Annotated in this window: 15 protein-coding genes; 6 read left to right on the forward strand and 9 right to left on the reverse strand. The window is 76.7% G+C overall.

The window, feature by feature from the left end; translation table 11 throughout:
• Positions 1-305: 305 nt before the first annotated feature.
• Positions 306-644: a hypothetical protein gene (locus ACRYRX_RS17720; RefSeq protein WP_432513919.1), complete on the forward strand. Its 339-nt coding sequence runs from the start codon at positions 306-308 to the stop codon at positions 642-644.
• A 70-nt stretch (positions 645-714) separates the two neighbouring features.
• Here ACRYRX_RS17720 and ACRYRX_RS17725 read toward each other — a convergent pair whose 3' ends face one another.
• Together ACRYRX_RS17725 and ACRYRX_RS17730 are read right to left on the reverse strand one after the other, a co-directional pair.
• Positions 715-1,536: an inositol monophosphatase family protein gene (locus tag ACRYRX_RS17725; protein ID WP_432513921.1), complete on the reverse strand. Its 822-nt coding sequence runs from the start codon at positions 1,534-1,536 to the stop codon at positions 715-717.
• A gap of 3 nt (positions 1,537-1,539) precedes the next feature.
• The gene (locus ACRYRX_RS17730) at positions 1,540-2,664 is read right to left on the reverse strand and encodes a ferrochelatase (RefSeq protein ID WP_432513923.1); all 1,125 of its coding nucleotides are present in this window, start codon (positions 2,662-2,664) and stop codon (positions 1,540-1,542) included.
• A 120-nt stretch (positions 2,665-2,784) separates the two neighbouring features.
• On the opposite strand from ACRYRX_RS17730, the gene sepH reads away from it, so the two are divergent.
• Positions 2,785-4,023, forward strand: a complete 1,239-nt coding sequence (gene sepH / locus ACRYRX_RS17735; RefSeq protein ID WP_432513925.1) for a septation protein SepH — start codon at positions 2,785-2,787, stop codon at positions 4,021-4,023.
• On the opposite strand, the gene ACRYRX_RS17740 is transcribed toward sepH, so the two are convergent.
• Genes ACRYRX_RS17740 through ACRYRX_RS17755 form a run of 4 tightly spaced genes read right to left on the reverse strand, consistent with a single transcriptional unit; the run spans position 3,998 to position 9,715 of the window.
• On the reverse strand, positions 3,998-5,233 hold the full coding sequence (locus ACRYRX_RS17740) for an MFS transporter (RefSeq protein WP_432513926.1): 1,236 nt from the start codon (positions 5,231-5,233) through the stop codon (positions 3,998-4,000). The genes sepH and ACRYRX_RS17740 overlap by 26 nt on opposite strands.
• Positions 5,234-5,253: 20 nt before the next feature.
• A complete protein-coding gene (locus ACRYRX_RS17745; protein ID WP_432513928.1) occupies positions 5,254-6,405 on the reverse strand; it encodes an alkaline phosphatase family protein in 1,152 nt (383 codons plus the stop codon).
• Between the two features lie 2 nt (positions 6,406-6,407).
• Entirely contained in the window at positions 6,408-7,004 is a 597-nt protein-coding gene (locus ACRYRX_RS17750; RefSeq protein ID WP_432513929.1) for a DUF5998 family protein, read from the reverse strand.
• A 20-nt stretch (positions 7,005-7,024) separates the two neighbouring features.
• Positions 7,025-9,715 carry a bifunctional acetate--CoA ligase family protein/GNAT family N-acetyltransferase gene (locus ACRYRX_RS17755; protein ID WP_432513931.1) on the reverse strand — a complete coding sequence of 897 codons (2,691 nt, stop codon included), beginning with the start codon at positions 9,713-9,715 and terminating at the stop codon, positions 7,025-7,027.
• Positions 9,716-9,741: 26 nt separating this feature from the next.
• Between ACRYRX_RS17755 and ACRYRX_RS17760 the strand changes: the two genes are divergently transcribed.
• Together ACRYRX_RS17760 and ACRYRX_RS17765 are read left to right on the forward strand one after the other, a co-directional pair.
• On the forward strand, positions 9,742-10,353 hold the full coding sequence (locus tag ACRYRX_RS17760) for a nitroreductase family protein (protein ID WP_432513933.1): 612 nt from the start codon (positions 9,742-9,744) through the stop codon (positions 10,351-10,353).
• 27 nt (positions 10,354-10,380) lie between these two features.
• Complete coding sequence (locus ACRYRX_RS17765) at positions 10,381-12,858, forward strand: DNA gyrase/topoisomerase IV subunit A (protein ID WP_432513936.1); 2,478 nt, start codon at positions 10,381-10,383, stop codon at positions 12,856-12,858.
• 71 nt (positions 12,859-12,929) lie between these two features.
• Here the strand turns inward: ACRYRX_RS17765 and ACRYRX_RS17770 are convergent, their stop codons facing one another.
• Positions 12,930-13,835 carry a TIGR03620 family F420-dependent LLM class oxidoreductase gene (locus ACRYRX_RS17770; RefSeq protein WP_432513938.1) on the reverse strand — a complete coding sequence of 302 codons (906 nt, stop codon included), beginning with the start codon at positions 13,833-13,835 and terminating at the stop codon, positions 12,930-12,932.
• Between the two features lie 981 nt (positions 13,836-14,816).
• On the opposite strand from ACRYRX_RS17770, the gene ACRYRX_RS17775 reads away from it, so the two are divergent.
• Entirely contained in the window at positions 14,817-16,154 is a 1,338-nt protein-coding gene (locus ACRYRX_RS17775) for a M20 family metallopeptidase (protein WP_432513980.1), read from the forward strand.
• Positions 16,155-16,303: 149 nt separating this feature from the next.
• On the forward strand, positions 16,304-16,645 hold the full coding sequence (locus ACRYRX_RS17780) for a hypothetical protein (RefSeq protein WP_432513940.1): 342 nt from the start codon (positions 16,304-16,306) through the stop codon (positions 16,643-16,645).
• A gap of 28 nt (positions 16,646-16,673) precedes the next feature.
• Here the strand turns inward: ACRYRX_RS17780 and ACRYRX_RS17785 are convergent, their stop codons facing one another.
• Together ACRYRX_RS17785 and ACRYRX_RS17790 are read right to left on the reverse strand one after the other, a co-directional pair.
• Positions 16,674-18,005 (reverse strand): ATP-binding protein, encoded by a 1,332-nt coding sequence (locus tag ACRYRX_RS17785; protein ID WP_432513941.1) that lies wholly within the window; start codon positions 18,003-18,005, stop codon positions 16,674-16,676.
• 80 nt (positions 18,006-18,085) lie between these two features.
• Positions 18,086-19,639, reverse strand: coding sequence for a carboxylesterase/lipase family protein (locus ACRYRX_RS17790; protein ID WP_432513944.1), 1,554 nt, complete (start codon positions 19,637-19,639; stop codon positions 18,086-18,088).
• Positions 19,640-19,647: the final 8 nt, after the last annotated feature.

The following is a 19,647-nucleotide window of genomic DNA, read 5'->3' on the forward strand; positions in this document are numbered from 1 at the left end:
TGACCTACCGGCGTGCGACGTTCGAACCGGGGCGGGTCGCGGGCCGGGGGCGCCGCCACCGCCGCCGCGGCGCCGCTGCGCCGCCACCCACGGGAGCGCACTGTCGTCCCAGCGGTCACATCCCCGCTCACGCAACGCATTTGACCGTCCACAACCGGACACTCGAGGAGTTGGACGAGCGCCGCCGGCGACGTAGTGTGCTCACGTCCCCGCCGATCCGGCCGTTCGACCCGCGCTCCCCGGAGCCCGTTCCCGAGCGCGAGGCCGTGAGGAGCTCCCGACAGCCGCAGGGAGGTGCCGTGCCCGTGACCGAAACCAGCACGTCCGTCGACCCCACGTCCGTCCCGACGTCCACCGAGGCGTCCACGCCGACGACCGCCGCGACCGACACGTCACCGGCGTTCGTGGCCGAGCTCTCCGATCGCGTCCGGCGCACCCGCGCCACGATCGACTCCGCCGCCGCCGCAGGCGACGACGACCTCGCCCAGGCCCTCCTGGACGACCTCGAGGGGCTCGTGGAGCTCGCCAGCGCCCACGACGTGGCGCTGCCCGACACCGTCGAGTACCTCGCCCGCAACCAGCACGGGGTCATCGACCTCACCGCCACGCACCTCACGACGCCCGCCGCGTGCGCCCCGGCGTGACACCCCGCCCGACCAGCTGAGCGCGGAGAGCCTGACCCTCGACCCGAGGGTCAGGCTCTTCCGCGTCCGCTCAGCCCAGCTCCAGCGCCGCCCGCAGCGCCGGGTGCAGGCCCGGGCCCGCGGCCAGCAGGCCGTGGCTGCCCGCGGCGGCCCCGGAGAAGTCGGTGACGACCGCGCCCGCCTCCCGGGCGATCAGCCACCCCGCCGCGAAGTCCCACGGGTTCAGGCCCCGCTCGTAGTAGGCGTCGACGCGGCCGGCGGCCACCGAGCACAGGTCCAGCGACGCCGTCCCGACCCGGCGCAGGTCGCGCACGCGCGGCAGCAGACCCGCCAGCACCGCGGCCTGCTCGGCGCGCCGCTGCGCGTCGTAGCTGAAGCCCGTCGCCACCAGCGCCTGCCCCAGCGCGGGACCGTCGCCGCAGCGCAGCTCCCGGGTCCCCCGGGCGTCGGACAGGGTCGCTCCCACCCCGAGCGCGGCGGTCCAGGTCTCCCCCGCGGAGGGGTCGACCACCGCCCCGGCCAGCACGGTCCACGTGGCCGGGTCCGGGCGGCCCTGCGCGCGGACGACGGCGACGCTCACCGCGTACGACCGCAGGCCGTAGAGGTAGTTCACCGTGCCGTCGATGGGGTCGACGACCCACGTCAGGCCGCTCGTACCGGCCTCGTGGCCGCCCTCCTCGCCGAGGAACCCGTCGTCGGGGCGGGCGTCGCGCAGGTGCTGGCGCAGCAGCTGCTCGGAGGCGGTGTCCATGGCCGTCACGACGTCGGTGGGGCTGGACTTCGTGGCGGCGACCTCGACCCGGTCGGGCCGCCCGTGGGAGATCAGCTCACCCGCGGCGGTCGCGACCCGCACGGCCAGGTCCCGCAGCTCGGCGGGCTCGGGGGTCGGCACCGCTCAGGCCGGGGCCGGGGCGCGGTAGTCCTCGCCCGTCGCGGCCGGCACCTGCGCGCGCAGGTTGCGGCAGCAGTCCACCGGGCACACGGTGTGCGACGGGCCGAGGCCGCCGGTCGCCGGCTGCTCGGGGGCCGCGCCGCGGGCCTGCGCGGCCCGCTCCTCGATCAGGTCCACCAGCCCGGCGACGAACTGCTCGTGGGCGCCCACGGTCGCCGCGCGGGCGAACGGCAGGCCGATCTCCTCCGCGGTCTCCCGGGCCTCGGTGTCGAGGTCGAACTTGACCTCCATGTGGTCGCTGACGAACCCGATGGGCGCCACGACGACCCCGGGGACGCCGTCGGCGTGCAGGGCGCGCAGGTGGTCGTTCACGTCCGGTTCGAGCCAGGGCTGGGTCGGCGGGCCGCTGCGCGAGCAGTAGGCGAGGTCCCAGGCCACCTCGCGCCCGGCCAGGGCCGAGGCGCGGCGCGCGACCTCGGCCGCGACGTCGAGGTGCTGGCGCACGTACGCCCCGCCCCCGGCCGCCGGCGGACCCGAGGCGTCGTTCATGGCGTCGGGGACGCTGTGGGTGACGAACACGACGCGGGCGCCGGCGCGGGCGGCCTCGGGCAGCTGCTCGAGCGCCTGCGCGACGCCGCGGGCGTTGACGTCGGTGAAGGCCGGGTGGTTGAAGTAGTGCCGGATCTTGTCGACGGCCAGGTACCGGCCCTCCTCGGCGAGGGCGGCGAGGGCCTTGCCGAGGTCCTCGCGGTACTGCCGGCAGCTGGAGTAGGACGAGTAGGCGCTGGTGAAGACCGTCAGCACCCGGCGGACGCCGCTCTCGTGGGCCTCGCGCAGCACGTCGGTGACGTAGGGGGCCCAGTTGCGGTTGCCCCACAGCAGGGGCAGCCCGGTCAGGCCGCGCGCGTCGAGCTCGGTGCGCAGCTGCGCCAGCAGCTCCTTGTTCTGGTCGTTGATGGGGCTCTTGCCGCCGAAGTGCAGGTAGTGCTCGGCGACGTCCTCCAGGCGCTCGCGGGGGATGCCCCGCCCGCGCGTCACGTTCTCCAGGAACGGCATGACGTCGTCGGGACCCTCGGGGCCGCCGAAGGACAGCAGCAGGACGGCGTCGTACGGGGTGGCGTCGCTCACGCCCTCATCATCCTCTGCCCGGGCAGGTCGCCGCGCCCGGGTCCACCCGAGGCGGCGTCGGAGGTGGCAGAGTGCATCCGCGATGATGGCCCGCATCACGTTTCCGGGAGGGCGCCCCCTATGCAGGACCTGAGGCTCGTCGGGGTCCACGACGACGGTGAGCACGTCGTGCTGGTCGCGACCGACGGCAGTCGCTACCGACTGCGGGTGGACGAGGCGCTGCGCGCCGCCGTGCGGCGCGACCGGGCGCGGTTGGGGCAGTTGCAGATCCAGATGGAGGCGCAGCTGCGGCCACGGGACATCCAGGCGCGCATCCGTGCCGGGGAGACGGCCGAGGAGGTCGCCCTGGCCGGGGGCCTGTCGGTGGAGCACGTGCGCCGGTACGAGGGCCCCGTGCTGGCCGAGCGCGCGCACGTCACGGGCCTGGCGCGGCGCACGCCCTACGGCCGGTCCTCCCTGGCGGGCAGCCTCGACGACGTCGTGGTGGCGCGGCTGTCCGCGCGGGCCGTCGACCCCGAGGGCGCCCGCTGGGACGCGTGGCGCACCGAGGAGGGCGGCTGGATCGTGCAGTGCGAGTTCGTCGCCGGGGGTCGCGGGCGGGTGGCGCGCTGGGGTTTCGACCCGGCCGCCCGGGTCCTGTCCGCGCACGACGACGAGGCGCGCTGGCTGTCGGAGGAGGAACCGGCCGAACCGGGCCCGCTGCCGGCCCGGCGGCTGGTCTCGGTGCCCGGTGAGGGCCCGCGCCCGGGGGCCGAGCGGGTCTACGACGTCGAGGCCGACGGCGGGGTGCGCACCAGCCAGACCGACGTCCTGCTCGACGCCCTGGAGTCCGCCCGCGGGGTCCGGCCCGGGCAGTCCGCCCCGCCCGGGCAGGGCAGCGCGGCCGTGGCCCCGCGCACCGACGCCCTGACGGCCGATCCGCCGCCGGCGCACCCGGCGGCCTCCTCCCCCGGCGACGTGGTCGACCGCACCGTGCTGCCCGACGCCCACCTCGAACCCGACGACGGCACGGGCGAGGCGGACGACGACGCGGACGACGACGCGGCGACCGGCGCGGGCGGCGGGTTCGACCGGGCCCGCGGCGCCGCCGAGGTCGACGGGACCGGGACGCCGCCGGCCGACGACCGGGCGCTCGCGGACGCGGTCCCCGCCGCCGAGGACCCCGGCGCCGGGGGCACGACCGCCGAGGACACCGCCGAGGGCACCGCCGAGGACACCGCCGGACCGGCCCCCGCCGACCCCGTGCCCACGCCGAACCCGCAGCGCCGCAACCGTTCCGCCCGCCGCGGCTCCCCCGCCTCGAAGCGGTCGAGCGTCCCGAGCTGGGACGACATCATGTTCGGGACGAAGAAGGACTGAGCCCGCCGACGGCGGGGTCCGCGGCGGGGACGCGGACCCGGCCGGCGAGCGCGGCCACGAGCAGCGACGTCACGACGAGGGCCCCGAGGGCGGCCCGCAGCGAGAACGCCTCGGCGAGGAAGCCGACGAGGGGTGGGCCGACGAAGAACGCCGGCCACTCCCCGAGGTTCACGAACGTCACGGCGCGGCCGGGGGCGATGCCCGGCTGGTTCCCGGCCAGGCCCATCACGGTGGGGAACACGCAGCCGCACCCGACGCCGACGAGGGCGAACCCGGCCAGCGCGGTGGGCACGGACCCGCCCGCGACGGCCAGCAGGACCCCGGCGGCGGTCGTGAGCGCGGAGATCCGCAGGAACCGCACCCGCCCCAGGACGTCGACGAGCCGGTCCCCGACCGTGCGGGTCAGGGCGATGGACAGCGAGAAGCACACCAGCGTGAGCGACCCGGTGGCGACGCTCGCGCCGATCGAGACCGAGTACTGCGCGCTCCACTGGACGGCCGACCCCTCGGTCACCGCCCCGAGCAGGGCGATGACGGCGAGCAGGACGATCTGCCGCGTGGGGCGCCCCCGCGCCCGGCGCCCGCCGGCACCGCCCGGTGCGGCCGCCGGGCGCGGTGCGCGGGGGACGGCGGAGGCGGTGCAGCACAGGGCGACCGCGAGCACCACGTGGCAGACGACGAGCTGCTGCCAGGGCGCGGTGCCCAGGCGGCCGGCGAGCACCCCGGCCAGTCCCCCGCCCAGCTGCCCGATGCTGAACCAGGCGTGGAACGAGGACATGATGCTGCGGCCGTAGCGGCGTTCGACGGTGACCGCGAGCGCGTTCATCGGACCGAAGAGCAGTCCGGTGGCGCAGCCCTGCACCGCCAGCGCCGCGGCGAGGACCGCGACCGAGGACGACCCGGCGGCCAGCGGGGCCGTGAGCAGGAGCAGCGCGGCCCCGGGCAGGGCCAGGACGCGCGGGCCGGTGCGGGCGATGACCCGGGTCAGGACGAGCAGCGCCAGCAGCGTGCCCAGCGGCATCGCCAGGACGACCAGACCCCACCGGGCGTCGTCCAGCCCGAGCTGGGCCTTGACGGTGGGGATGCGCCCGGACCAGCCGCCCATCACCGCCCCGGCGGTGAAGAAGAGGACGACGACGGCGGCGCGGGCCCGGTGCGGGGACGGCCCCTGCGTCCGGTCGCCGGGGACGGGACGGGGTACGGGGCGCACCCCGGCAACCTAGCCGCAGGTCAGCAGGGCACGGTGAACAGCGGCACGAGCCGTTCGGCGTCGGACAGGGCGCCGTGCTGACCGATGAGCCGCAGGGTCTCCGGGCGCATCGTGGCCGAGTTCACCACGGCGATGTCGTCGCGCATGACGGCCAGGACGTCGCCGATGCGGCCGCCGACGCGGTCCTCGACCGGGCCGAACCAGCCGGCCGCGACGGCCTGCTCCCGCAGCAGGACCTCGGCCGAGGCGCCCAGCCGGCGCGCCCACTGCTCGGCGACCTGCTGCGCCGCACCGGGTTCGGTGTACAGCTGCACGGTGCGCGGTTCCCCGCCGCAGTGCCGCACCCCGGCCAGGAGCCCGGGTTCGGCGGCCAGGTCGAGGCGCCGCGGGGCGTGGACGTCGACCATGCCGTGGTCGGCGGTGACCACCAGCAGGGTGCCGCGCGGCAGCCGGCGGGCCAGGGCGGCCAGGGCCTCGTCGACCCGTTCGAGCTCGGCGGTCCACTCCCCCGAGTCCACCCCGGCGCCGTGCCCGGTGTGGTCGAGCTTGCCCCAGTACAGGTAGGTGAGCTGCCGGGGCGCGGAGCGGACCGCGGTGACGGCCGCGTCGACGCGGGCCTCGAGGCGTTCGGGGGTCCCCACGAACCGGCCGCCGCGCAGCGCGGCCTCGGTCAGCCCCGAGCCGTCGAAGTGCGGCGGGGCGACGCGGACGACGTCGACCCCGGCGGCGGCCACCCGCTGGAACAGCGTCGGGTGCGGCTGCCAGCGGCGGGGGTCGACGTCGGCGTCCCACTGCAGCTCGTTGAGGAGCCGGTCGCGGTCGGGGTCGAGCACCTCGTAGCCCACGAGCCCGTGCCCGCCCGGGGCGAGCCCGGTGCCCAGCAGGCCCATGCTCGTGGCGGTCGTGGTGGGGAACCCGGCGGTCAGGACGCGGTGCAGGCCGTCCGAGCGCCAGCGCCGCATCGTGCCGGTGTGCCCGGAGCGGGCGGCGAGCAGCAGCTCGCCCATCCCGTCGACCAGGACCAGGCACACGCGGTCGGCGGCGGGCAGCCGCAGCTCGGCGCCGGCGTCGTCGAGCTCGGCCACCCCCAGCGCGCGGCCGACGGCGGGCAGCAGGTCGGCCAGGGTGTCCCGGCCGTACGCGGGGGCGGGCAGGCCGGCGGGGGTGGGCACGGTCAGCGCGCGGTGACGGCCGACAGCGCGCGGGCGAAGTCCAGCGCGGCCGTGACCGCGGCGGCCCCCTCGGCCGCGCTGGCGATCCGCACCGTCAGGTCGTCGCCGGTCAGCGACCCCGTGTAGCCGTGGTCGGCCTCGCAGTCCGGGTCGGGGCAGGACGCCGGCTCGAGGTCGACGCGGTGCAGCGCGCCCCAGCCCAGCGTCAGGCTGACCTCGGTGGGGGTGCCGCCGGGGCGGTGGTCGGCGGGGCGGGTGACGACCTGGGAGACCACGACCGAGGTGACCCGCGACAGCGGCACCGACTCGGTCGAGCAGACGGCGTACGGCTCGGTGGCGGTGTCGTCCGGGCCGTGGTCGTCGGCGTGCGCGACGACGAGGCGCGTGGGGGTCGTGGCGAGCACGGTGACGTGCCGCCGCACCTCGTTGGCGTCGAAGGTCGTCTCGGGGTGGACCAGGTGGGCCTGGACCGGTTCGCCGGCCACGGAGGTCCGCAGGCAGTCGGCCACGAGGTCGGGGTAGTACCCGGCTCGCTCGAGGTCCTTCAGCAGGGCGACCGGGAGGTCGGACCCGGCACGGGTGTCGGTGCGGTCGCGCATCCCCCCATCATCCCGCACGGCTAGAGGGGCAGGGTCCGGCGGTCGGGGTCGGCGCGGCCCTGCGGGGAGGCCACCCGGACCACCACGTCCAGGCAGGTCGCGCCCCGCTCGGCGACCAGCACCGGGGTCAGCCGCAGCTCGGCGATCTCCGGGACGGCGTCGGCGAGCACGGCGACGCGGGCGATGACGTCCTGCAGGGCCGGGACGTCCAGCCGCGGTGAGCCGCGGTGCCCGAACAGCTTGGGGGCCGCCTTGATCGACCCGACGAGGTCGGCCACGTCGACGTCGGTCAGCGGCGGGATCCGGTAGGCGACGTCGCCCATCAGGTCGATGGGGTCGCCCTCGACGCCGAACGCGAGCACCGGCCCGAACAGAGGGTCCTCGGTGCTGCGCACCAGGCACGGCACCCCCAGGGCCGCCATCGGCTGGACCGCCAGGGTCCGGGCCGCGGCGCCGAAGACGTCGCGCATCTCCCGCACGGCCCCGCGCAGCGCCTCGGGGCTCGACAGCCCCAGCCGCACCCCGCGCAGGTCCTGGCGGCCGGCGAGCTCCTCGCCGACGGTCTTGAGGGCCACCGGCCACCCGAACCGCTCGGCGGCCTCGACGGCCTCCTCGACGTCGCCCACCTCGGCCCGCGGCAGCAGCGCGATCCCGACGGCCTCCAGCAGCGCCGCCCGGGCCTCCCGGCCCAGCGTGGTGCCCTCGGGGTGCTCGGCGAGCGCGTGCTCCACGACCGCGCGGGCCAGCGGCAGGTCGACGCCCTCGGGGGCCACGGGGTGGCCGCGGTCCTTGCGGCGCCAGTCGGAGTACCGCACGACGGCCGCGAGCGCCCGGACGGCGTCCTCGGGGGTGGGGAAGCTGGGGACGGTGGGGCAGTCGTCCTCGGTGGCGTCCGAGCCCAGGACCCCCACCCGGGCGGCGGAGACCGAGCGGGTGCCGAGGAAGCAGGTGACGCACGTCTTGCCGCCCTCGGCGGCGGTGCGGGCCACGGCGGTGGCCACGGCGGCGTCGACGGTGGCCGTCGGCGGGACCCAGCTGGCGACGACGGCGTCGACCTGCGGGTCGGCGAAGGCGCGGCGCAGCGCGTCGGTGAAGACGTCGACGCCGGCCTCGGGGTGCACGGAGGTGGGGCCGTGCACGACCTGCAGGCCCCAGCTGACGCAGGCGTCGGCGGCCAGGGTGCCCAGGGCGTCGGAGTTGCCGACGATCGCGATGCGGGACCCGGCGGGCAGGGGCTGCTCGACGGCGACCTGGGCGACGTCGAAGAGCTGGTGGACGTTCTCGACGCGGATGACCCCGGCCTGGCGCAGCATCGAGTCCACGACCTCGAAGGGCACCTGCGAGCGCCGCACGGTGTGCCCGGGCGGGACGCCGAAGCCGGAGGCGCCGGACTTCACGACGATGACGGGTTTGCGCCGGGCCAGGCCGCGGGCGACGCGGCTGAACTTGCGGGGGTTGCCGACGCTCTCGAGGTAGAGGCCGACGGCGGCGGTGGCCTCGTCGTCGTGCCAGAACTGCATGAGGTCGTTGCCGGAGACGTCGGCGCGGTTGCCGGCGGAGACGAAGGTGGAGATGCCCAGGCCGCGGCGGTGCGCGGAGCTGAGGACGGTGACGGCGAGCGCCCCGGACTGGCTGAACAGGCCGAAGCGGCCCGGCGGGGGGACCTCCTGGGCCAGGGAGGCGTTGAGCCGGACGTCGGGGGCGGTGTTGACGACGCCGAAGGAGTTGGGCCCGATGACGCGCATGCCGTTGGCGCGGGCGATGCGGACGAGCTCGCGCTGCAGCTCGACGCCCTCGGGGCCGGTCTCGGCGAACCCGCTGGAGACCACGACGAGGCCGCGCACCCCGGCGGCGGCGCAGTCGCGCACGGCGGCCAGGGTGGCGGCGGGGGCGACGGCGATGACGGCGAGGTCGACGGGTTCGCCGACGTCGCGCACCGAGGGCAGCAGCCGGACGCCGAGGAGCTCCTCGCCGGCGCCGGCGGCGTTCACGGCGTGCACGGCGCCGGTGAAGCCGCCGGAGACCAGGTCGGCCAGGAGCCGGTGCCCGACGGTGCCGGGGGTGCGCCGGGCGCCGACGACGACGACGGACTTGGGCGTGAGCAGGGCCGTGACGCTGCGGGCCTCGGCGCGCTGCTCGCGGGCGCGCATGACGTCGACGGAGCGCTCGGTGGCGTCGATGTCGAAGGAGACGTCCAGGACGCCGTCGACGTAGCCCTGCCGCACCTCGAACCCGGCTTCGCGGAAGACGCCGATCATCTTGGCGTTGGTGGGCAGGACGTCGGCGGTGAAGCGGCGGATGCCGCGCTCGCGGGCGGCGGCGGCCAGGTGCTCGAGCAGGACCGAGCCCAGGCCGCGGCCCTGGTGGGCGTCGGAGATGTTGAAGGCGACCTCGGCCGAGCGGGGGCGGCCGGGCCGGACGGGGGCGGCGTCGAAGCGGGCGATGCCGACGATGTCCTGCCCGACGGTGGCCACGAGGGCGACGCGGTCGACGTGGTCGACCTGGGTGAAGCGGGCCAGGTCGCGGCGCGACAGGCGCGGCATGGGGGCGAAGAAGCGGAAGTACCGCGACTCCTCGGACTGGCGCTCGTGGAAGGCCGCGACGGCGTCGGCGTCGTCGGGGCGGATGGGGCGGACGTGGGCCGTCCCGCCGTCCCGCAGGGCCACGTCGGCCTCCCACCGGGTCGGGTAGCCCACGGGCGGCAGCGGCATGCCCTTGATCCTAGGACGATGGGCCCGTGGAGTTCGGGGAGGTCCTGCGGGGCCGGCGCATGGTCCGGCGGTACGACGGGGCGCCGGTGGAGGACGCCGTGCTGCGCCGGGTCCTGGCGGCGGGGCTGCGGGCCCCGAGCGCGGGCAACAGCCAGGGCCGGGACCTGCTGGTGCTGCGCTCGGCCGCGGACCGGGAGCGGTTCTGGGCCGCCACGGCGGGCCCGGGCCCGGCCGACGCCTGGCTGAGCGGCATGCGGACGGCGCCGGTGGTGGTGCTGCTGCTGGCCGACCCGGGGGCGTACGCGCGCCGGTACGCCGCGCCGGACAAGCCGGGCCCGGACCGGGACGCGGCCACCTGGGAGGTGTCCTGGCCCGACGTCGACACGGGGATGGCGGGGCTGCTGGTGCTGCTGGCGGCCGTCGACGCGGGTCTGGGCGCGTGCCTGTTCGGGGTGCCGTCGGCGGCGCTCCCGGCGCTGCGGGAGGCCTTCGGCGTGCCGGGCGACCGGCGGTTCGTGGCGGCGGTGACGGTGGGGCACGCGGCGCCGGACGAGGCGTCGCGGCCCTCGCGGCGGCACCGCCGGACGGTGGCCGACGCGGTGCACGAGGGGCGGTTCGGCGTGCCCTGGAACGGCTGAGGCCCGGCGGGGCGGCAGAATGACGGCATGCCCAGCCGATCCGCTCCTCCGCCGTCCGACGTCCCCGAACGGATCGTCGACATCGACGTCGAGCAGGAGATGCAGGGCGCGTTCCTGGAGTACGCCTACTCGGTCATCTACTCGCGGGCGCTGCCCGACGCCCGGGACGGGCTGAAACCGGTGCAGCGCCGGATCTTGTACATGATGCAGGACATGGGGCTGGTCCCGGCCCGGGCGCACGTGAAGTCGGCCCGCGTGGTCGGCGAGGTCATGGGGAAACTGCACCCGCACGGCGACGTCGCGATCTACGACGCGCTGGTCCGCCAGGCGCAGCCGTTCACGATGCGGCTGCCGCTGGTCGACGGGCACGGGAACTTCGGTTCCCTGGACGCCGGCCCGGCCGCGCAGCGGTACACCGAGGCGCGGATGGCACCGGCCGCGCTGCTCATGACGACGGGCCTGGACGAGGACGTCGTCGACTTCGTCCCGAACTACGACGACCGCCTGAAGGAACCGGGGGTCCTGCCCGCGGCGTTCCCGAACCTGCTCGTCAACGGGGCCAGCGGGATCGCGGTCGGGATGGCGACGAACATGCCGCCGCACAACCTCGTCGAGGTCGTCAACGCGGCGCGCCACCTGATCAAGCACCCGGGCGCGGACCTGCCCGCGCTGATGCGCTTCGTGCCGGGCCCGGACTTCCCGACCGGTGGGCGGGTCGTCGGCCTGGAGGGCATCAAGGACGCGTACGCGAACGGGCGCGGGACGTTCCGCACCCGGGCGACGGTGAAGATCGAGAAGATCGGCCGCCGCCAGGGCATCGTGGTCACCGAGCTGCCCTACGGCGTCGGCCCCGAGCGCCTCGTCGAGAAGATCGCCGACAACGTCAAGAACAAGCGCCTGCAGGGCATCGCCGACGTCACGGACCTGTCCGACCGGCACAAGGGCATGCGGCTGGTCATCGAGGTGAAGAACGGTTTCGTCCCCGAGGCCGTGCTGGAGCACCTGTACCGGCTGACGCCGATGGAGGAGACGTTCGGCATCAACAACGTCGCCCTCGTCGAGGGGCAGCCGCGCACGCTGGGGCTGAAGGAACTGCTCGAGGTGTTCATCGGGCACCGCGTGGACGTGGTGCGCCGCCGGACGCAGTTCCGGCTCGACAAGGCGCGCGACCGGCTGCACCTGGTCGACGGCCTGCTCCTGGCGATCGTCGACATCGACGAGGTCATCGCGATCGTCCGGTCCTCCGACGACGCGGCGAGCGCGCTGGCCCGCCTGGTGGAGCGGTTCTCGCTGTCGGAGGACCAGGGCCGGTACATCCTGGACATGCAGCTGCGGCGGCTGACGAGGTTCTCCCGGCTGGAGCTGGAGCGCGAGCAGGCCGAGCTGCGCGCCGTGATCGCCGGCCTGGAGTCGATCCTGGCCGACGAGACGAAGCTGCGGACGCTGGTCAGCGACGAGCTGGGGCAGGTGGCCGCCGAGCACGGGACGCCGCGCCGCACGGTGCTGCTGACGTCCTCGGGTCCCTCCCCCTCGGCGTCGGCGACCCAGCTGGAGATCGAGGACGACCCGTGCTGGGTCCTGATGAGTTCCACGGGCCTGCTGGCCCGGACGAGCTCGGTGGAACCGCTGGGGACCGAGGGGCGCCGGTCGCGGCACGACCTGGTGGTGGCGGCGGCCCCGGCGACGGCGCGCGGTGACGTGGGGGTGCTGACCTCCGCCGGCCGGCTCGTGAGGGTGTCGGTGCTGGAACTGCCGACGCTGCCGCCGGTGGCGGGGCGGCCGAACCTGTCCGGCGGCACCGGGGTGAAGGAGTTCGTGACGTTCGGCAAGGGCGAGCGCGCGCTGACGATCGTGCCGTTGCCGGTGGCCGGCGTGGAGGACCCCGACGACCCGGGGTTCGCGCTGGCCACGGCCACCGGCGTCGTCAAGCGCGTCGTGCTCGAACCCCTGGGCAACAAGCCCGAGGTCGACGTGATCGCGCTGAAGGACCTCACCGCGCGGCAGAAGGACGAGGTCGTCGCGGCGGTGGCGCTGTCCACCGGCGAGGAGGAACTCGTCTTCATCACGACCGACGCGCAGCTCCTGCGGTTCCCGGCCTCGCTGGTGCGCCCGCAGGGCCGGGGCGCGGCGGGGATGGCGGGCGTCAAGCTGTCCGCCGGGGCGCGGGTGGTGACGATGACGGCGGTGGCGCCGGACGCGGCCGACCCGGTGGTCGTGACGATCGCCGGGGACTCCGCCGGCGGCGCCTCGCAGGTCGGGTCGGCGAAGGTCACCCCGTTGTCGGAGTACCCGCCCAAGGGCCGCGCCACCGGCGGGGTCCGCTGCCACCGGTTCGCCCGCGGGGAGGACACGCTGCTGCTGGCGTGGGCCGGGGCGAGCCCGGCGGAGGCGGCCACGTCCACCGGGACGGCGGTCGCGCTGCCGGAGGCGCGGGGCCGGCGCGACGGGTCGGGCACGGCGCTGGAGCGCCCGGTGGCCGCGATCGCGGGGCCGCCGCAGACCTGAGACCGCGCGGGCCGGGGACGGGACGGGGACGGGCGCGCCAGCGCCCGTCCCCGCCGCCGGGAGGGCCCGGGTCAGCCGATGAGGGCGCGGGCGAGGTCGCCCCACTGCGCGAGGGGGAACTCCTGCCCGGTGGCGGTGAGCACCTGGACGGCGACCTCGTCGGCGCCGGCGTCGACGTGGCGGGCGATCCCGGCCACGACGGTGGCCGTGGAACCCCACGGGACGAGCTCGTCGACCAGCCGGTCGCTGCCGCCGTCGGCGAAGTCCTCGTCGCCGTAGCCGAAGCGGCGCAGGTTGTTCGTGTAGTTCGGCAGGGCGAGGTACCCCGTGGTGTGGCGGCGGGCGATCTCCCGGGCCCGGACCGGGTCCTCCTCCAGGACGACCGCGACCTCGGGGGCCAGCAGGAGCCCCTGCCCCAGCACCTGGCGCGCGGACGACGTGTGCGCGGGCGTCGTGAAGTACGGGTGCGCGCCGAGGGCGCGATCGCGCGCCAGGCGCAGCATCCGCGGACCCAGCGCGGCCAGCGCGCGGCGCCGGACGGGGACGGACCCCGCGGCGTCGAGCGCGTCGAGGTGCTCCACGGTGCGGGAGTACGGCTTGGCGTAGTCGGCCCCGGACCGCTCGACGATGGCGGCGTGGCTGTTGCCCAGCCCCAGCAGGAAGCGGTCGGGGTGCTCGTGCTCCAGTTCCGCGAAACCCCGCCCGGTCTCCTCGGGGGTCGCGGCGTAGACGCTGATGATGCCGCTGGCCACGCCGATCTCCTCGGTGGCCCCCAGCAGCAGCCCGAACACCGGGTGCACCCCGGGGTCGAAGCCGCCGGAGACCCAGATGCGGGAGTACCCCAGGGCCTCCACGTCCCGCGCGGCGGCGCGGGCCTCGTCGCGGCGGTCGGGGTCGGCCCAGGGGGCGCCGCCCCACAGGCTGATGCGGGCGCGGGCGGCGGGGACGGTGCCGGCGGGGACGGGGAGGTCGCTCACGGCGCCACCCTAGGCACGCGGCTCCGCTCGCGCCCGGCTGGCCGGGCCGGGCCGGGAGCGGACGGGTCGCGGTCGCGGTCGCGGGGTCGCCGCGGACCTCGCAGCGCGCACCGGGGCGATCGGTACTGTGCCCGGGTGGACGACCTGGGCACCGCTCCCCCGGACCGGCTGGGCACGACGACGCTGCCGGACGGCCGGTCGCTGGCGTGGAGCGAGTGGGGGCCGGCGACGGGCCGGGCCGTCCTGCTGTTCCCCGGCGCGGCGACCGGCCGGTCGCTGGGTTTCGGCACCCACCTGCTCGACGGGCTGGGCGTCCGGCTGGTCTCCTGGGACCGGCCGGGCCTGGGCGCCTCGGACCCGGCGCCGGGCTGGACGCTGGACGACGCGGCCGCCGACGTCGCCGCGCTCGTCGCCGACCGCGGGCTGAGCGACGTCCACGGGGTCGCGTTCTCGCAGGGTTCGGTGTTCGGCTTCGCTTGCGCCGCAGCGGGTTTCCTGTCGCGTCTGAGCGTCGTGTCGGGGACCGACGACTTCGCGGACCCGGTGACCGCCGAACGCGCCGACCCCGCCGTGCTGCGGTTCTGCGCCGCCTGCCGGGACGACCCGCGGGGCGTGCGGGCGCAGCTGGAGGCGGTGGACGCCGCGTCGATGTGGGACCTCGTGCTCCAGGGGTCGTCGGACCTGGACGCGCGGGTGTACCGGCAGCCGGGTTTCGCCGCCGCGTACTCCGGGGCGCTGGCGGAGGGTTTCGCGCAGTCGGCCGCCGGGTACGCCCGCGACACCCTCCTGGCGATGGCGCCGTGGCCGTTCGACGTGGGTTCCCTGACCCTGCCGGTGGACCTGTGGTTCGGCGCGCACGACGCCTCCGGCGTCCACTCCCCCGACCACGGCGAACGGCTGCACGCCCGCGTCCCGGGGTCGCGGCGGCACGTCGTCGCCGACGCCGGCGGGTCGCTGCTGTGGACCCGCGCCCGCGACGTCCTGACCGCGCCGGTCCCGGCCCGGCCCACCACCCCCGACGGGTCGTACCTGGAGGGCGTCCGGGCGGGCATCGAGCGGGCCGCGGCCACCGCGGCGCCGCTGACGTCGGTGCACCGCGGGGCGCCGGCACCCGTGCTGGACGCCACCGAGGCCGCGGTGGAGGCCGTGGCGGGCGACCTGCTGGCCCTCAGCCACGACCTGCACGCCCACCCCGAGGAGGCGTTCGCCGAGCACCGGTCGGTGCGGGCCGTCGCGGACCTGCTGGCCCGGCACGGGGTCGAGGCCGAGGTCGGGGTGCACGGCGTGGGCACCGCGCTGCGGGCGTCGGTCTCGCACGGGGACGGGCCGACGGTGGCGGTGCTCGCCGAGTACGACGCGCTGCCGGGCCTGGGGCACGGCTGCGGGCACAACGTCATCTGCGCCACGGCCGTCGGCGCGTTCCTCGGCCTGGCCCACGCCCTGCGCTCGGGCGCGGTCGGCGGGACGGCGGTGCTGCTGGGCACCCCGGCCGAGGAGGGCGGGGGCGGCAAGGAGTTCCTGGCCCGCGCGGGGGCGTTCGAGGGGGTCGACGCCGTCGTGATGCTGCACCCGTTCTCCTACGACGTCGCCGCGCAGCCGTTCCTGGGGCGGCGGCAGGTGCGGGCGACGTACCACGGGGTCGCCGCGCACGCCGCGGCGCAGCCGTTCATGGGCCGCAACGCGCTGGACGCCGTCGTCGCGGGCTACAACGGGATCGCGATGCTGCGCCAGCACATCACGCCCGACGACCGGGTCCACGGGATCGTCCTGGACGGCGGGCAGCGCCCCAACGTCGTGCCCGACCGGGCCGTCGCGGAGTACTACGTGCGCTCGGCCGCACCGGCGACGCTGGCCGACCTGTGCGCGCGGGTGGACGTGGTCCTGCGGGCGGCGGCGGCGATGACGGGCACGGGGGTGGACCTGGAGTGGGACCGGCAGCCGGCGTACCTGCCGATCCGGGCGAACCTGGGACTGGCCGCGCGCTGGACCGCCCACCAGGCCCGGCGCGGGCGGACGTCGCTGCCGCCGGGGGTCGTCCCGACGACCCTGACCGGCTCCACCGACCTGGGCAACGTGAGCGTGCGGGTGCCCGCCATCCACCCGATGCTCGCCGTCGCCTCCCCCGGCGTGTCCCTGCACACGGCCGCGTTCGCGGCGGCCGCGGCGTCCCCGGCCGCCGACGCGGCCGTGCTCGACGGGGCGGTCGGGCTGGCGCTGACCGCCCTGGACGTGCTCGCCGACCCCGGCCTGCTGGCCGCCGTCCGGGCGGAGTTCGAGGCCGCGGGCGGCGTCATGGACGTGGAGGGTTTCCTCGGCTGAGGCCGGGAGGCGTCGTCGGTGACGCTGCGGTGGTGGGCCGTCCCGCTGGGGTCACCACGGGGGACGGGTCTGCGAAAACCGGTCCCGCCCAGGGGGTCGGCGCCGTTAGAGTCCGCAGGCACCGCCGCCGACGAGAGGAAGAACTCCCCGTGAACCGCCCCCGTTCGCTCACCGCCGTCGTCCTGGCCGCCGCCGCCCTGACGCTGTCCGCCTGCGGGGACCCGGTCGTGGGGACGGTCACCGCCAAGGAGCACGACGCGGCCGAGACCAAGCACGGCACCCGCAAGGACTGCACCACGTCCACCTCCTCCACGGGGACGAAGACGACGAAGTGCAAGACCGTCCCCACGACCACCCACGAGGCGGAGGAGTGGGAGCTGACCGTCGCCGAGGACGACGGCGACACCGTGGAGGTCGGCGTCGCGCAGGAGGTGTACGACCGGGTCGAGGTGGGTGACCGGTACGACGAGGCCGCGGAGGCCGCGCGCTGACGTCGCCCGGTCCCCCGGGGCGGGCGGCTCAGAGGTAGTTGCCGGTCAGCGGGGCCGGTTGCCACCGGCCCTCGCGCACCACCTGCAGCACCGCCTCCGTCGTCAGGTCGGCCCCGCGCCCCAGGACGGTGCGGCGCACGACCTCCCGCAGGTCGGCTCCCGTGACCGCCGGCGGCAGGTGCGCGGCGACGGCGGCGCAGTCGACGGCGGAGTCCCCGAAGCGCCCCAGCAGCCGGCGCAGGATCGCCTCGCAGGCCTCCCGGTCCGGTGGGCCGAGGTGGACGACGGCGTCGAAGCGGGCCGAGCGGGTGGCGGCGGCGTCCAGGGCCGCGGGGTCGTTGGTGCTCGCGATCGTCAGCACGTCGCGGTACTCCTCGGTGCCGTCGAGGACGGCGAGGAAGTCGGCCAGCGCCGTGCCGCGCGCCCCGGCCTTGCGGTCCCCCAGGTACAGGTCGACGTCCTCCAGCACGACGACGCTGGGGCCGAGGTCGGTGGTCTCCCGGTACACCTGCCGCAGCACGGTCGAGGCCGCGGCCGCGTCGACGATGATGACGGTGAACTCCCCCGCCAGTTCCCGGGCCACCACCCGGCTCAGCGCGGACTTCCCGACCCCGGGCGGCCCGGCCAGCAGCACCCCGCGGTTCGTGCCCAGCCCCAGGTCCCGCAACAGGTCCGCGCGGCTGGTCAGCGCCGCGACGTTGGCGTCGATCTCCGTCCACACGTGCGCCGGGAGCACGAGGTCGTCGCGGCCGCCGGGGCCCAGCGCGGTGGGCTTGAGCTTCAGCGGCAGGTGGGCGTCGGCGTGCAGGACCCGGCCCCGGTAGAAACCCTTGTCGCGGCGCGCGGTGGCCAGCAGCGCGTCCGCGACGGTCCGCGCCGCGCCGTGGTCGCCGGGGCGGGACAGGACACGCAGCGAGGCCGGCTGCGGTTCGTACTCGTGCTCGGCCAGCTGCACCACGACGTCGGCGGTGCTGGCCGTGCCGGCGGGGAAGAACGCGGCCGCCGAGGTGGGCACGGAGACGTGCTCGTCGAGCAGGTCGATCCGTTGCCACGTGGGGGGTTCGTCGTCCTCGACGGGTCCGAGGGCCGCGTCGTGGGCCTCGACGAGGTCGGCCAGCGCCGCCCCGACGGAGACGGCCCGGGTGTTGGTCAGGTCCACGCGCTCGGAGACCAGCGAGGTGTGCGGCAGTCCCAGGTGGGTCTCGACGAACCCGTTGGCCGTCGAGGTGCTGCGGCTGCCCCCGGACAGCAGCTCCCCCAGCACCGCGACGGCGCGGCGCACCTCGGCGGACTCGGAGGACAGTCGCCGGGCCAGGGCGGGGGCCAGTTCCTCGTCGGGCCCGGTCGCGGTGTCGCTCATCCGCCGACGCTACGGGGTACCGGGTCCGCGAGCCAGGGCGACCGGCTCGACGGGCCGCGGCGACGTCCCCGCCACGGGCTCTACGGGCCGGTCCCGGGCCCGTCGAAGGGCCGGAACTCCACGTCGGCCCAGATCCGCTCGCGCGCGTCGGGGGTCCGTTCGAGGGTGTCGCGCGAACCCCAGACGTGGACGGGCACCCCGGCCTCGGAGATCCGCGGCCACCCGGGGTCGCCGTCGGCGGCGAACCCCGTCCAGGCCGCGACGACCCGGCGCGACAACGCCGCGGCGGCCGGGGTCGGGAACAGCCCCCGCACCCGGCTCCCCAGGCCCGGGACCCGGCGGGCCAGCGGCAGCACCGGGACGGCGTGCAGGAACAGCTCCATCGCCTGCGGGTTCCCGAACGCGAACGGCACGTCGAGGCCGTGGGTGGCGCCGAACCGGCCGCCGAGCACCGGGGAGCGCCAGGTGAACCGGGCCAGGTGGGTGCGGCCGCCGCGGGCGGTGTGGGCGCGGGCGAACCGGCGGGACGGTTCGGCGAACAGGGCGTCGGACAGCAGCGCGTCGCCGAGGGCACCGGGGTCGGCGCCGGGCAGCAGCTCGCGGTACCGGTCGACCGCCGCGGCCGGCAGGCCGACGGCCGCGGCGAACTCGGCGACCTGCGCGAAGTCCTGCGCGACGGGCGCGAAACCGCTGCGGGAGAACAGCGTCCACTCGTCGGCGACGGTCTGCACGAGCAGGTCGACGCCCGGGTCGCCCCCGGCGTGCGGGCCCTGCATGAACGGCCCCCGCACGACCTCCCCGTCCACGACGGGGTGGTACAGCAGCGGGACCGCGCCGCGCGGCCCGGCCGCGGGGTCGGCGGCGAGGTCCTGGGCGACGGCGTCGGAGGCCGCGAGCAGGCGCACCGGCGGCAGCCCGGCGAAACCCTCCCGGGTGGCCGGGACCCGGGCCGCCCGGGCGACGCGGGCGGCGACGTCGGCCGCCTGCCGCTGCGTGTACGTCTCCCCCGTGATGCTCGCCGCGATGGCCCGCGAGAACAGCCCGCGGGCCGCGGGTGCGCACATCAGCGCGGCCACCGAGGCGGCCCCGGCGGACTGCCCGGCGATCGTGACCCGGTCGGGGTCGCCGCCGAAGGCACGGACGTTCTCCGCCACCCAGCGCAGCGCCGCGATCTGGTCGAGGATCCCCCGGTTGTCCGGGGCCCCGGGCACCGCGCCGAAACCCTCGAACCCCAGGCGGTAGTTCATGGCGACGACGACGAAACCCCGCCGCACCCAGGCGGCCGGGTGGTACCCGGGGGCCGACGCCGACCCCGAGACCCAGCCGCCGCCGTGGATCCACACCAGGACCGGCAGGCCGCGCGGGAGGTCGGCGGGGACGTGGACGTCGACGGTGAGGTGGTCGTCCCCGGCGGTGTGCGTCCAGCCGTAGCCGGAACGGGGGTCCTGGGGGGCGACGGGCGAGGGGTCGCGGGCCTCGCGCACCCCGCGCCACGGCTCCGGCGGGACGGGGGCGGCGAACCGGCGCAACCCCGTCGGCGGTGCGGCGTAGGGGACGCCGCGGAAACTCACCACCCCGCGCTCGGCGGCCCGGCCGCGCACCCCGCCCGCGGTGGTCACGACGACCCTGGCCACCAGCGCAC

The sequence above is a fragment of the Kineococcus lubricus genome (assembly GCF_050871965.1).
Classification (GTDB): domain Bacteria; phylum Actinomycetota; class Actinomycetes; order Actinomycetales; family Kineococcaceae; genus Kineococcus.

Excerpts from the sequence above, each read along its gene's own strand:
- sepH (WP_432513925.1), top strand. The coding sequence starts at position 2,785 with ATGCAGGACCTGAGGCTCGTCGGGGTCCACGACGACGGTGAGCACGTC.
- ACRYRX_RS17750 (WP_432513929.1), bottom strand. The coding sequence starts at position 7,004 with ATGCGCGACCGCACCGACACCCGTGCCGGGTCCGACCTCCCGGTCGCC.
- ACRYRX_RS17755 (WP_432513931.1), bottom strand. The coding sequence starts at position 9,715 with ATGCCGCTGCCGCCCGTGGGCTACCCGACCCGGTGGGAGGCCGACGTG.
- ACRYRX_RS17765 (WP_432513936.1), top strand. The coding sequence starts at position 10,381 with ATGCCCAGCCGATCCGCTCCTCCGCCGTCCGACGTCCCCGAACGGATC.
- ACRYRX_RS17785 (WP_432513941.1), bottom strand. The coding sequence starts at position 18,005 with ATGAGCGACACCGCGACCGGGCCCGACGAGGAACTGGCCCCCGCCCTG.